The 13675-nt window shown below is 64.8% G+C and carries 12 protein-coding genes; 1 reads left to right on the top strand and 11 read right to left on the bottom strand.

What is annotated here, in order from left to right; genetic code table 11:
• Position 1: 1 nt before the first annotated feature.
• The 6 genes from AC1MB9_RS16435 to AC1MB9_RS16410 are packed head-to-tail and all read right to left on the bottom strand — an operon-like array spanning position 2 to position 6838.
• Positions 2-1480, bottom strand: a complete 1479-nt coding sequence (locus AC1MB9_RS16435) for an ATP/GTP-binding protein (protein ID WP_479962978.1) — start codon at positions 1478-1480, stop codon at positions 2-4.
• Positions 1477-3147, bottom strand: a complete 1671-nt coding sequence (locus tag AC1MB9_RS16430; RefSeq protein WP_479962977.1) for an SCO6880 family protein — start codon at positions 3145-3147, stop codon at positions 1477-1479. Before AC1MB9_RS16430 ends, AC1MB9_RS16435 begins: the two co-directional genes overlap by 4 nt.
• Complete coding sequence (locus AC1MB9_RS16425; protein WP_479962976.1) at positions 3144-4604, bottom strand: hypothetical protein; 1461 nt, start codon at positions 4602-4604, stop codon at positions 3144-3146. The genes AC1MB9_RS16430 and AC1MB9_RS16425 overlap by 4 nt, the downstream gene beginning before the upstream one ends.
• A complete protein-coding gene (locus tag AC1MB9_RS16420; protein ID WP_479962975.1) occupies positions 4598-5293 on the bottom strand; it encodes a hypothetical protein in 696 nt (231 codons plus the stop codon). Before AC1MB9_RS16420 ends, AC1MB9_RS16425 begins: the two co-directional genes overlap by 7 nt.
• Before the next feature lie 8 nt (positions 5294-5301).
• The gene (locus AC1MB9_RS16415; protein WP_479962974.1) at positions 5302-5631 is read right to left on the bottom strand and encodes a pilin; all 330 of its coding nucleotides are present in this window, start codon (positions 5629-5631) and stop codon (positions 5302-5304) included.
• A gap of 19 nt (positions 5632-5650) precedes the next feature.
• Positions 5651-6838 (bottom strand): MinD/ParA family ATP-binding protein, encoded by a 1188-nt coding sequence (locus AC1MB9_RS16410; RefSeq protein ID WP_479962973.1) that lies wholly within the window; start codon positions 6836-6838, stop codon positions 5651-5653.
• A gap of 615 nt (positions 6839-7453) precedes the next feature.
• Here AC1MB9_RS16410 and AC1MB9_RS16405 point away from each other — a divergent pair.
• On the top strand, positions 7454-8389 hold the full coding sequence (locus AC1MB9_RS16405) for a DNA-processing protein DprA (protein WP_479962972.1): 936 nt from the start codon (positions 7454-7456) through the stop codon (positions 8387-8389).
• A 26-nt stretch (positions 8390-8415) separates the two neighbouring features.
• Here AC1MB9_RS16405 and AC1MB9_RS16400 read toward each other — a convergent pair whose 3' ends face one another.
• The 5 genes from AC1MB9_RS16400 to AC1MB9_RS16380 all read right to left on the bottom strand — a co-directional run bounded on the left by AC1MB9_RS16400 (position 8416) and on the right by AC1MB9_RS16380 (position 13247).
• On the bottom strand, positions 8416-10179 hold the full coding sequence (locus AC1MB9_RS16400; RefSeq protein ID WP_479962971.1) for a type IV secretory system conjugative DNA transfer family protein: 1764 nt from the start codon (positions 10177-10179) through the stop codon (positions 8416-8418).
• Between the two features lie 140 nt (positions 10180-10319).
• Complete coding sequence (locus tag AC1MB9_RS16395) at positions 10320-11057, bottom strand: hypothetical protein (protein ID WP_479962970.1); 738 nt, start codon at positions 11055-11057, stop codon at positions 10320-10322.
• 609 nt (positions 11058-11666) lie between these two features.
• Positions 11667-12308, bottom strand: a complete 642-nt coding sequence (locus tag AC1MB9_RS16390) for a DUF4145 domain-containing protein (RefSeq protein ID WP_479962969.1) — start codon at positions 12306-12308, stop codon at positions 11667-11669.
• A 135-nt stretch (positions 12309-12443) separates the two neighbouring features.
• The gene (locus AC1MB9_RS16385) at positions 12444-12824 is read right to left on the bottom strand and encodes a hypothetical protein (protein WP_479962968.1); all 381 of its coding nucleotides are present in this window, start codon (positions 12822-12824) and stop codon (positions 12444-12446) included.
• A 60-nt stretch (positions 12825-12884) separates the two neighbouring features.
• Positions 12885-13247, bottom strand: coding sequence for a single-stranded DNA-binding protein (locus tag AC1MB9_RS16380; RefSeq protein WP_479962967.1), 363 nt, complete (start codon positions 13245-13247; stop codon positions 12885-12887).
• Between the last annotated feature and the right edge of the window lie 428 nt (positions 13248-13675).

The following is a 13675-nucleotide window of genomic DNA, read 5'->3' as shown; positions in this document are numbered from 1 at the left end:
GTTAGAAGATGGTGCCGACGGACAGGCCCTCGTCGGTGTTGGTCAGCTGCCGCTCCCACTCGGAGCGGATGTGCTCCACGTGCGCTTCCGGGTGCGACCCGAACTTGAAGATGTAATGCCCATCCGCCAGCGTCTCAATGGTGCGCGCCGTCTCCTGCGCGAACCCAAACGTTTGCTGGCACCAGAGGGCGTCCTCGGGGCGGGACTGCCGGTAGACGACCACGGTTTGGGCTTCCTGGATGATGGCCATGCCGGGTGAGTCCTTGGGAATGTCGGTGCCTTTGTGCATCACGAACACGTTCGAGATGCCGAGGCCGCGGGAGAGTTTCTGGTTGGCTTTGATCAGCTGCGCCGACGACCCGCCGATCATGTGCCAGCCTTCCTCATAAACAACGGTGGTCGCGGAGTCGCGTTCGCTGCGCAGCCGACCCAGCATCCACATGTTCCCGATCGCCATGACCACCGGCACCGCCGGGCCATCGTCGGGCAGCTGCGAGATATCAAACGAGGTCAGCTTGCCGCTGAGGTCCACGGTCGATGATGTCTCGCCGTCGAGGAGGCCGGCGTATTCGTCGAGCAGCCCGTTTAGCGTCCACTTCACGGACAGGCCGGCCTTGTGGAGGTCGTCGCGGGCTGTGGCCGAGAGGGTGCGGTAGTCGTCATCGTCGACGACGAGGCCGAGGTTCGGCAGCACGTCGGCGAGTACCGGGGCTCGCCCGTGTGCTTTGCCGACGGTGCGGCGCAGCGCCGCGCGGAGGGCTTCTTCTTCCCATTCGCTGAGGGGCTGGTCGCCGCGGGCGATGCGGGTGACGATGTTCAGCAGCCGTGTCTGCCCTTTAACGCCGGTGCCGCGGGCGATCATCGGATCGAGCAGGTTCAGGGTGGTGCCGGTGCCGTCGGTGGTGAACCGGATCGGTTCAAACCCGTAATGCCGCACCACGTTGGAGTACTCGCCCTCCCCGTTCTGGTCCTTCTTGTCAAACACCACCCCGCGTCGGCCCTGAAGCAGCAGGGGGCGGACGACGTAGTTGCATTTTGTGTGGGAGCTTTTGCCGGCGCCGACGTCGCCCATCACGATTACGTTCGGACTCGACACCTCCCGCGGCTCCGAGTTGTAGGCGGTAACGGGGTCGTGGGAGATCGTCGTGCGCGACAACACGTCCCGCCCGTTGACCACACCGCGGGTGCCGGTCGGCGGGCCGATCAGCGCGGTGTTGAGAATCTCCGCCTGCCGCGTCGTCGTCGGCGCGCCGGCCAGCGCGGGCGCGTAGAAGCCGCGACGCGCGGCCGCGGCCTGGGTGCGCAGCGGCGTGCCCGGCAGCGCCCACGGCACAATCTCTACCCCGCCGGCCCTGCCGGTACCGGCACGGTCGGCGCTGCTGGCTTCGTCGGCTGGGACTTCGATGGGTGGTGCGAAGCGGCGTAGCACGGGCAGCGACCAGAGCTTCGAGCGCGAGCTGTGGCTGTCGGGTGTGGTCATGTGAGGGCCTCCTTGTCGGATTTGCCGGCGAGGCGGCTGTAGACGCGGGCGGAAAATGACGGCGCGGATGCGACCAGGCCGCGGCCGATCGGCCAGGTCGTGCCTGACGCGGCCGCCTGATACGAGTCGAGCCAGTCGAGGCTCTCAATGCCCAAGCCGGTGGAGCAGGTCTCCTCGAGCTGCCGGGAAGCCCGCGCCAGCTCCTCCCGGCTTTGGACTGAGATCGTCACGAACCCGATCCAGACAGCGCCGTGGTGCTGCGACCCGGAGACGAGGTCTTGCCGGCGCCGGCGGGCGGCCGTCATGTGCACATCGGTATCGTCCGTGTCGAGCTGCCCGGCCTCCCTCCGGGAGAGGGCTTCGGCGGTATCGCGGACCAGGTCTTGCCGGGCGGCGACTTTCGCCTCCGACGCCGGCACCAGATGAATGTGAAAGCTCACCGAGCGGACGAACTGAATGTCCTTCCCGATCAGCAGATCCAACACCCACAGCTGCGTGCGCGCCGCGGTCGCGAGGGCTTCCGCACGGATCGCGGCGGTGCGGTGCCACCACCGCACCGGCAGCCCGGTGAGCGGGTCGATGCTGTCGACGATGTGCGCGGAGAACTCCTCCTCGGCCGGTTCGCCGACCCGGTTCGGGTGCACGTCGGCGACGAAGTCGATCGGCCGCGACGGGTTCTGCTGATGCCGCACCACCGCGGCCACCTGCCGCGCCGTCAGCACTTCCACCCGTCCGATCTTCGACTCCGCCAGGCCGCGCTTGGTCGAGGCGATCTCCTGCCGCATCAACGCCCGCCAGCCGTCACGACCGTCGCCGTACTTGGCGGCCGCGTCAAAGAACGTGGGCGTGAGCGGCCAGTTCACGGTGACGAAGTGGCGTTGCACCATCGCGTCATTTCCGGTCAGGCGCAATACTTCCTCGTAGGAGGCGACCGCGTCCACCGGTGCAGCCGGGTCAAGGTTGTTCAGCACCCAGAATTCCTGCAGCGCGGTATCCGCCGGTAACACCCGCGTCGTGACCTGCACGTCCTGCACCAGCACGGATGGCACGGCACGGGCAGCGAGGAATGCACCCCAGCCGTGGGCGGCGCGCGCCATCACGATGGCCGATTCGATCCCCCGCAGCTGACCGCTGACGGTGAACGTCATCGACAGGTAGCTCTGCTCCCCAACCGGCGCGTGCCAGGCGATGCCGGGCTCGCCCCTCCCGTATTGCAGCCAGCCAAGCCCGTCCGACCCGTCTGGGTTCGCCCGCATCGCCACCACCGCGCGGGACGCCTCCGCGGCCGCCTCTCGCGCTGCTGCGCCTTTGGCTGCGCGCGCGTCGGTGAGGGCTTGCTGGAGCTGGTCCCACGCCCCGACCTCGTAGGGCATGAACCTGGTCGTGCCGGCCTGGGTGCGCTTCTTCCACCGGGCTCGTTTGCGCCGCCGGTCAACGATCGACCCGCGATGCGTTTTCGCGGTAACCAGAAACGTCACCCCGCAACTCGCCGCCGCTACCGCGAGGGCGGGCCAGCCGATCAGCGGGGTGAACACCATCCCGAACACTAGCGAGCACGCGAGGAAGATGACGCGGGCGCGGGAGTGCGTGCCTCCGAAGAAGGACCGGTGTCCACTCTCCCCGCCTAGGTAGCGGATGACCGTGCGGTGGTGCAGATCCGTCATCATGTGTGATCTCCTCCAACCGTGGGGGTGTCATCCATCGAATCGGTTGCCTGCTCCCCCGCCATCTGAACCATCTCCACGCCCTTCCCGACCACTTCGGCACCCTTATGCGCAGCGGCGATGCCCGCCGCCGCGATCAGCGTCGGGACGCCGACGACCGCGCCCGCGCCGGTCGCCGACTCCGCAGTCCCCGCAGCGGCGAGCCCCGTCTCGGCCGCAGCGGCGCCTCCGGCGGCAGCCGCACTGCCCCCCTCAGCTCCTGCGGTGGCGGTTGCTGCCCGGCCGGCGCCGATCGTCGCCCCCTCACCTGCCGCACCCGAGCCCGCTGAGGCAGCAGCAGCGCGATTGCCGATGACCTCCGAGAGGCTCCCCTGACCTGTCGAGGATTCCGAGACCCGCTCGGTCGTGGAATCCGTGGACTCCTTCGTCGTCGTCGAGGGCCGATCCTGACTGGAGGGTTGGCCGTAGCGCTCGGTCGCTTCCGTCATGTTCTGCGCTCCGATGTGCTTGCTCACGTCCACGGATGGACCGGTCGTGCCACCGAAGGCCATCGGAATGATCGGCGCGAACTTCATCAACAGCAACGGCGAAAGTGCCGCCATCAGCAGACCGATGATGGCGACCAGCAGCGACACCATCGATTGGATGCTGAAGTTATTGCCGAACGCGTTGAGCTGGTTGGCCGTCATCGAGAAAGCCAAGCCCAGCAGCAGAAACAGCAGCGGGTGAGCGGCGAGAATCCCAATCCACAACCCAGCGATCTTCAAGCCGAAGGAGCGCTTGTTCTTGTCGATGATCCACACCAGCCCGAGCGGCAGAAGCACACCGGTAAAATACAGCGTCACCAGCTGCACCAGAAGCATCAGGAGCACGAGGAAGAGCCCAATGATCATGCAGACCATCAGAATGACGCCCATCACGACTCCACCGGTCATACCGACCGGATCAGCCTGCTTGATCATCGTGCCGAGCTGCGCGGTGATCGTATCCGTCGTCCCGGTCAACCCGGCAGCGACGAACACATCGGTCAGGGCGTGAAAGAAGTTGATCAGAATCATCCCGAACATTGGCCCGAACATGGCCCCGACCAGGAATGTTCCAAAGTACAGTCCGACGGACTCAACGAGATCGCGGCCCGCTTGCGCGCCGCGCGCGGTGCGCACGGCTTGCGGTATCAGCAGCAGGACGGCGACGAAGATCGCCGTGGCAAAGCTGATTTTGTAGGCGTTGATGAACCAATCCGCTGACAGGTCCGGCAGCGTCGCGCTCGTCAATGCCGGCATAATGTCCCGGCTCATTCCCTGCGCGGTATCACGCAGCATCTTGAACGTATTGCCCCACGGGTCCGACCAATACGACGCGACACCGACTGCGGTGTTGAAGGCATCGGCGATAGGTTGAACCGGGTTCCACCAACCGTCATCGGTCGCGAGTACGACTGCCTGCGCGAGCATCAGCATCCCTCCGTAAATGGCCGCCCCACCGAGTACAGGCTCTCGGGCGAACGATTGCCGTCCGCATCGAAGATTTCCCAATGCCCGTCTTCCCACACCGTCACTACCGTGATGGCCGAGTTCAGTGTGGGACTGAGCGCTCCGTCAATAACAAAAGCAGTGCCGACCGATACTTCAACCCGATCATCGGTCGCCGACTCCACGTTCCAAACGCCAGGAATGGTGCTCATGTAATACGTGACCCCAGGACCGACAACGCCGCCCGACAAGTCGGGTTGACCAGACAGATAACCGGGGAGGTCGCTCATTACAGAATCGCGCGCCATAGCGCTGCCGCCGACAGCGGCCGCGTCATCGGCGCTCGGATATGGGAAGCGTTGGATCCACCGCACGAATGACGCGGCGAAGTCGACGGCACCATTGGTCGTGTGCGGTGCGGCTTGCTGCGCGGCGAGGACCATTGCGGCGTCGCGTGTGTCGCCGCCGAGGCATCCGGTCGGCTCCGCGTCGACCGGTGTCGTGCTCGGCGTCGGCGTGCTGGTCGCTGCTGGGGTTGTCGGGTCGGGTGTGGGTGTGGCCGTGCCGCGTTGGCCGCCGAAATAGACGGCACCGGCGATGATGAGGGCACCGATGAGGATGGCGGCGCCGACGATCCAGGGCCAGGTGCGGCGTGTGGGCGGTGCGGTCGCGTGCACGGGTGCTCCTATCCGAAGACGGCGAGGATGGCGCCAACAATGACGGCGAGGGCGGCGAGCACGCCAAGGGAGATGCCGGCCCACATGGCTTGGTTGCGGGCGGTCTTATATTCGTTGGGGTTGCCGCCGCTGGACGCGCTGGCCATCTTGATGATGCCGATGATTAGGAACACGATCGCCAGGATGATGCCGATCCCCCACACCCCGGCGAGGAGCTTCTGCCAGAGCGAGGTGAACTCCGTCCCGAAAATGGTGAAGTCCGGCAGGATGCCATCGAGCGGATTGTCAATCGTGCGCACCACGGTGCCCACGAGGGTCTGCAGGGATTCTGTGAGCATGGCGCTTCGCCTTTCGCGGCTATCGGACGGTGGCTTGCAGGGTACGCACGACGCCCGCCGCCGCGGCGGCGAACGCCCGCCTGGTCGACGGTTCGAGGTGATCGAGGGTGATCTGCCCACGCTCAGCAATGTGCGGGTCGTAGGGGATGGTGAACACCTGCTCGACGCCAGCGTCTTCGATGATCTGGTCGACCCGGTCGACAACCTGCCGGTTCTCCGGCCGCCCATCGGTCAACCGCAGGATCGTGGCGTGATTGGCGAGGCTAGCGGCCTTGCCGCCGGCCGAGCGGAGCACATCCAGCAGCGCGACTGCTTCCAACACTGCATCCCCAGCGTTGAACACCGGAATCACCAGCGCGTCAGCTGTATCGACCGCGCCCTGGAACGCGGACGAGGAGGGCTGGTTGCCGCTGTCCATGACGCGGATGCCGTAGTACTGGTCAACGACCGCCGCGACAGCAGTCACGTCGTCGTGGGTGAGGCGTGGCCGACGCCGGACGGTGCCGATCACGGACGCGAACGAGGTTTGTGGGGCGGTGTAGCCGGCGAGCTGCCCGGCACTGCTGATCGTGTTCACGTCGCGGACGAGTTCGCCCATACCGTGGGCCGGGTTCCCCTCCGCCCGGAACGACAGCGCGCCGGGGTCGTCGGACACCTCGAGGATGCACACTGACCCGCCGCGGGCGGCGGCGAGGACGCCGCCGGCGATGATCGCCGACGGTGTCTTGCCGACGCCGCCCTTCTGGTTGGCGACCAACACGCTCACCGCGCGAGTCCAGGTCGCTTGCCGGATCGTTTCCTCATCCCGGCGCAGCGCCTCGGCCTGCTCCCGCTCGGCCAGCTCCGCCGGCCCCGGCGACATCGTGAATCCAATCCGGGAGAGCATGCCGCGCAGGCCGCGCTGCGCGCCCTGCACCGGCGGGGCGGTGGAGAGCCGTCCGAGGTTGTGGTCGGACCTGCCGAAAAGGTCGGCCAGAGCCGGCTCCGACCGGATTCCCGCCGGCATCTTCGGCGTCGCGGTGGACGGTTTACCAGTCGCGTCGACGGCCCGGACCTCTGGGGCTGTGGCGGCAGGGCGTTCGTTGGTGGGGGCATCCGCTTCGATGTAGCCCTGGGCGCGTGAGGCGCCGCGAAAGGCGGTGCTCACGGGTGGGTCGGTGTGCTGGTTCGTGGTCTGTGTCGTTGTTGCCTGATTCTGACTGGACACAAGTAAATCTCCCTCTCTAGGACTCGATACGGTGCTCGTCAATCACCACAACGACGCGACACGCAGAATCAGTTACGGGGCTGGCCGGGCGGCGGCGGATTGTGGCAACAGCCGGGCATATTCCTGCCAGCGGGGCTGTCTTATCCGTTCGAGCGGACCGGGTGTGCACCGTCACGATTCCCTTTCTGTGCGGCGTCGTCGCCGTCTATGTCGAGAGTAATGCTCACCTCTGACATTGGTGGTGACACACCCCCAGAAGACAGAAAATCACTTCAATAATCCTGAGCGCAACAACACCTCCGAACCCTCATTAGCCGTGTCGTGAGCTAACGTGCGGCGACCGCTGGACGATGCAAAGACCTGTGCGGAAGCGGCTGTCGCCGCTGCAAACCCCAAATTTTGAGCCGCATTCGCGGCCTGTTTTCAGGGGCTTGTTTGACCTTTCCGGCCGGTCATCGTAGCTCGCTTCGCGCCTGCGTTCCCAGATTCTCAGACGCGGTCGCAGGCTCCCTTATTTCGCCTGAGATTCTGGGCACTACGGCTCTCCCGCTCGCTATCGATTTCTCTCGCCGGAAGGCAAACAAAATATTCGGTCCAGGAGAGGGAGCCACCATCATGACCATCGCTGCGGTTATCGACACCATCAGCCAAGGCACCACCACGAACAGCCCCATCAGTCACGACACCATCGCCCGCACCGCCTGGGCCACCATCGCTGAACCCGGCGACCGTCACGTCGGCGCGCTTATCGCACGATATGGAGCCGAACCGGCCCTCACCGCTCTCCTCACCCCAGACGCCGAGACTGCGGCTGGACGAGACGGGACCATCGCGCAGCTGCGATCAACCACACTGCCGCGATACTCGGTCGACCTGGTCGTCGATACGATCCGCCGCACGGTCGACGGCGAGTACGAGCTGCTCACCCCGGCACACCCGAGCTGGCCGACATCCGCGAACGATTTCGGGGATGCAGCCCCGTTTGCTCTATGGGCTCGCGGGGATGCTTCCCTTTTGAGCGCTTCGAGCGTGGCACTGACAGGTACGCAGTTCGCGACCTCCTTTGGCCAGCACGTGTGCGTGGACCTGGCCTCTGGGCTTTGCGAACGCGGATGGGTGATCGCCTCCGGCGCAGCTCGCGGGATCGACGCCGCGGTACTCGCCACCGGCCGGGCATTCGCCGGCCGCAACGTGGTCGTCCTGTCGACCGGCCTGGATGAGACGGCCGCTGCGGAGAACACTGAGCTGGTCGACGCGGCCGCGACGCGCGGCGTCGTGGCAAGTGAGATCCCACCAGGGACCTCCTCGGCGGTGTGGAGGTTGCAACGGGGCAACCGGCTTCTGGCGGCACTGACGACGAAGACCGTCATTGTCGAGGCGGAGGACCAGTCCGGTGCGCTGGGCACCGCAATAACCGCCCTGGAGCTGAGACGTCCCTGCGGTGCAGTACCCGGTCTTGCTTCCAGCGCGGTGGATGCTGGCTGCCGCCGCCTCATCCGCGACTATGGCGTTCGCTGCGTCGTCACCATCGACAACGTCGACCGGCTCTGATCGTGGTGGGACGCCGCCGGCACCAGTCAGGCGGCGCTCCCCGATTCCTCCGGTTCGACAACATCGAGCTGCTCGATCTGGCTGACATCATCACGCTCGGCGACGGCCGACTGAGGCGTCATCGGCACAGACGGTGGTGTGTGCATCTGCCGGTTGGGCAGCGCACGAAAGGGGGCGATCGCACCGCCTTGCACGATCCAGAACGCCCCGTCGGCGGCTTCGCGCACGTCCTGCGGCGGGATGACGTAGGTGTGCTGGGCGCGGGCGCTGCCCAGCTCCTCACCGGTGGCGCGGCCGGCAGATTCCATCCGCATCACCGTCCCGGCATACTTCACCACATCCTCCGGGTCTTTGGACCGGCCAAAGATCAACGCCGCCCCACTCGTCAACGCACGACGCCGCCGAACCTCATCGTTCGACAAACCCGCCGGGCTCTGCGTCGCCAGGACCAGACCGACGCCCGCGCTGCGCGCCGTCTCAAACAGGCTCCCCGCGGTGTCGCCCGGGTCCTGCGACCCGGTCACCAGCTGCGGGAACTCATCGACGATGACAACCACCGGGGACTTATCACGCCGCTCCAGCCGGGCTGCCAAGAAGTTTCGTAGGTCCAGCAACAGCAGATCGCCCAGCCGAGCCTGGGCATCATCGACCGGCGATAGCGGAATCACCGTCACGTCGGCTTTCGGTGCGTTGTAGGACCAGCCGTCTTGGCCGATCCAGCGTTGCATCGGCCGCAACGCCACCAGCAGGCTCTGCAATGCGCGTGTTCCCGCGGTCGCGCCATCGCGTTCAACACGCTTGTTGATCAGCGGCAGGTCGACTGTATCCTCCACGAACCGGGCCGGATACGTCAGGCGCTCCCGCAGGTCGGCGATGCTGCGCAGCGGCGACCGCCCTTGCACCATTTGCAGCACGCCACGGATCTCGTCCAGGTAGTGCTGGTTGGCGCCGTCCGGGACCGGCATGAGCCGCATCAGCTTCGCTGTCACCTGGTCAGCGGTGCCGTTGAACAGGTTCCAGGTGCCGCCCGTAGTTGCGGTCCGTCCGTAGGTTTCGGCCACGGCAACGAGGTTCTCGGCGTCGGCCGGGTCGCCCTTCGCGTCGATGACGAAGACCGGCCATCCGTACTCCAGCGCGCACAGGACGAGACCGTTGATGAGGACGGTTTTCCCGCTGCCGGACTCGGCGATGATCAACGCTCGAACGGACGACGCTGTTGGCGGTAGCACTAGGTATTTGCCGGTCGCGTCGACCCAGTCGCGCACCCGGCGCATGTCATAGAACCGGTCGGCGAGCGTCCGCACCGTCACGCGGCTGGTCACCCCGAACGCTTGCCGCTGGCCGCCGACGGCTAGCGGCACGGTGACGGCTTGGCGGGTGGTGCCGATGATGCGGCCCGTTTCGGTTTCGAGGCGCACGCCGATGCGGTGAGCCACACTGCTGTCGGCGGCGCGCTTACGGGCGGTCTCGATCTTCTCCTGCCGCACTACGTTCGATACCCGCCGGGACCGTACCTGCTCGGCGATCTTCCGCCGGCGCAGAGACCACGCCGTCGGCAGCAGCAACACCCCGGCGAAAAAGTTTGCTACGGCCCACGGGCCAAACATGGGCCAGAGCTGCGCCCACCACTTGTCTCCGTCAAAGAATACGGTCGCGCCGCCGGAGCGGATCCAGCCCACCAACAGGAAGCCCTCCCAGATGATGAGCCCGGCGACCAGCAGGATGCCGATGGTGTTCACGACCCACTGCCATCGCCACACCACCCAGAACCGGGTCTTCGTCGCGATCACGTCGCCGGCAATCCGACTCGCCACAACGGGCACGACCAGGGGCAACGCAACTACGACGACACCGAGCGCGAACGCAGCGCCGAGGAGCCGGGCGATCATGTCGCTGGTGGCGTCCGTCTCGGCCGGAGCGACGGTACCGCTCATGAGGTGGCCTGCGCTGCGCCCCACCCGCTCGTGCTATCGAGTTCAACCAGGAGGTCGGTCCGGCCGTGGGCGGTGGCGTAGGCACCGGCGTCCAGTTCGGCGCCGGTCCAGTACCCGCGTGCGTCGAGGGAGTGTTGGGAAACGAAACGGGGTCGGTCGGTGCGGACCAGGTGCTTATCCGCCTCCCGTGTCACCGCCCGATCAGCGTCCGCCGTGCAGAAATACGACACCCGATCAATCCCCTCATGAGCCAGACGATACGCATGGTTCTGGCAGATCGACTGGTACCGCTGCCACGTCTTCGGCGTCAGCTCCACCTCCACCAACTCGACCATCCCGTCACGCTCGGCCACCCCATCAGCTTGATGCTCACGCATGCTGTTCGGTTTGCGGTCCCGCCGCCACGTGAACCCCTGAGCCAGGTAGCGGGCAGACACCGTCGCGACAGCGACCTCATGCCGGGTCGTCTGCCGAAACAAGTTCGGCGGGGGCTTCCCGATCGCCAGATGCGTGGCCCACACGACCGACCCGTCTCGATACGCCACTCGGCCCCGGTCCAGCAGTCCGGTACCGATCATCCGCGCGGCCCACTGCTGCGCCCGCCGCAACGTCACCGGCTCGCCAGCGCCGGAGAGGGCGCCCAGCGCCCACCGCACGGCGTCCATATCGGCCAGCCGAACGACGTCCAGCCATGCCAGAAGTGCTTCGTCGCGCTCCGTCACCTGCACCATCATTCAGCCTCCGCACTGACAACGTTTCAAGGTCTACGAGACGATTCTCCACCCGGCCACCGACAGCACCCGGCATGCCACACCGCGCATTTTCGACCTGAGCCCTGCTCCTTGATCGCATCCGCTCGTCACTTTGCCTGTCCTGCTCGTTCTACTGCGTCGCCGCTGTCAGCTCACGCATTTTCGGTTCGCCTCGCTGCTGTTCCTGCCCCATTTTTTCTACTTTCTTCCTGTCTTTTGTTCTTGTTCTTTCTCTGTTTTCTCTTCTGTTTTTTGTCTTTTGTTTTTGTACTTCTGTTTTCTCTTCTTCTACTTTTTTCTTCTCTTTCCCTGTCCCACCACCACCCCTTTACTTCCCAACCTCCTACACACTGAGGAACGATGGGTGTGGGAGGTTGGGAAGCGAGCGCAGCGCGGGGGTGGTGGTGGGACAGGGAAAGAGACCCCTTACCTATTCGTTTACCTATTCGCTGCCGGTGAATAGGTAAACGAATAGGTGGAAGCAGCAGCTGTCAAGATCAGCTGGCTGAAACAGCATCCCTAGATCGCCGAAGAGCGTTGCTCTTGCCACGCAACCGTTCGCCAGAGCCGACCCAAAATCCGCGGGCCAACCTAATTTTCAGCGGTGCGCTTAGTCTGCATTCGGAGCACACGCGCTGGGCCTTGATACACCTCATTGAGAATCTCTGCCATCACGCTCAGCACCGCCTCACTATCGTCGACATCCGTTCGATCAACAAAATCCCCGTGGGCCATGTCGTTACCGAGGAAGCGCAATTCGTGAGCCGCATCGCGAGTGAAATTCCGTACGATTCCTGCAGCGTGCATGCCCTCAATTTTCGCGTGAAGCGTCCCGGAGGTGATTCCGTTGTCCTTGGCAGTCGCTTCAACGACTCCGCGCGCGAGCAGAATAGCCGCGCGAAATGCGCCGATCGAATGACACATATACGTTTCATCAGCAGCGGACGCTATGTGCTCTGGAACATCGGGAAATTTCTTCCCCCCAATCGTCTTGGGCGTCCAAGAAATATGCTTCGTATTGCGGTCCCAAAAGGAGGTGTTGTTCGCGTGTGGAGCGGATTGTCCTGGGTCGCCCCAAACCTCCCCGATGCTAAAACGCTTGCAGTTACTGCATTGAAATGGGGCCTGGAACTGATGCTCCGTGGAAGCTTCGTCCATGTCGACGGTTATCGAGTCGTGGTAGCGAATCATCGTGGAGTATGCGGCGCACCACGCACATGTTGTCGCAGTCATGAAATCAATCCCCCCTGTTTCGGTAACCAGCGCAGTTTAGCGCGGAAGATATCGAGGCACCGCTTGATTCCGCGCTTCTTTGCCCTAGCCGCTGCAGCGTGAACCACGCTTCCTGCTCAACGAGAACGTTAGTCGCTAAGTTCGCGGAGACCTTTCCACGGCGTCGAACCAGCGGACGACGCTGTTGGCGTTGTGGGCTTGCACGAGGGCATCCTCGACGATGCTGGCGAATTGGGCGGCGTCGCGGAGGCCGAGTTCGGCGCGGGCGACGCCGGGTGCGCAGCCGGCGCCGCAGCCGTCTTCACCGTTGTACTCGACGCCGTCGATGACGGTGCTGTGCCAGTTGGCGAGCTGGTCGTAAACCTGGCCGAGCGAGCGTTGGGTGGCGGTGAGGCATCCGAGCAGTAGGTAGGAGTCGTAGGGCCGGTCGATCGCTCGAGTCGCGTGTGCCAGGCTGCGTGCGGTGTCGGCCAGTTCGTTCGCCCGGGTGATCAGTTCGCTGTCGTGGTCGTTCATGGTGGTGCTCCTTTCACGAGGTTGTGTGGGTGGGCCGCGAGTGCAGCCCACCCTGGATGGCTATTCGGTGTCGGGCTTGGAGTTGCGGCGTACGGTGGCGACGGCCCGGTTGAGGTCGGGTCCGACGTTGTCGGCGTCGATGACGCGGCCGTATTGGCGGGCCTGGTCGTCGCCCCAGCTGTCGGTGTGTTCGCGGCCAACAACGATGACAAGGTCGCCCTTGTGCAGGGTTGCGGCGACGTTCTGGCCGAGCTCGAACTTGGCTTCCACGAAGTGCGTGGTTGCGGCGTCGTGGGCGAGCCATTTTCCGCCGCGGTATTCGCCGGTGTTTTCGATGACGCGCAGTTTGGTGATCTGGATGCTGCCGGCTGTGACGACCTCGGGGTCGAGAGCCAGGTTGCCGATGATGGTGCGTGTGGTCATGAGTGCTTCTCCTTCAATGAGTCGAACGCTGACTTGCTATGGGATGTCGTTGGCCTTGGGTTCTTCGACCAACTGTTTTTTGTGCCGTCCGGCGAGAGAAATCGATAGCGAGCGAGAGGGCCCCGAGTGCACTGAATCTCTGACGAAATAAGGGAGCCTGCGACCGCGTCTGAGAATCTGGGAACGGAGGCGCGAAGCGAGCTACGGTGATCGGCCGGACAGGTCACAAATGGTGTTTTACGCGGTGTCACGTCGAGCCATTTGTGGCTGCGATCGAGGGGCAGTCGGCGGGCGTTTGAGGCACGTTATCCACAGGCGATTGTCGCGCGCGCGTACTGTTAATATTTTGTTTGTCCTGTTAGTACTGTTAGGGGGGCCAGTCAGCGGCCCCCTATAGGGCCAGATCTGGCCCCCTATAGGTACGCTAA

This window comes from Cryobacterium sp. AP27 (genome assembly GCF_056680495.1).
This window is presented reverse-complemented; position numbering and strand designations above follow the sequence as displayed.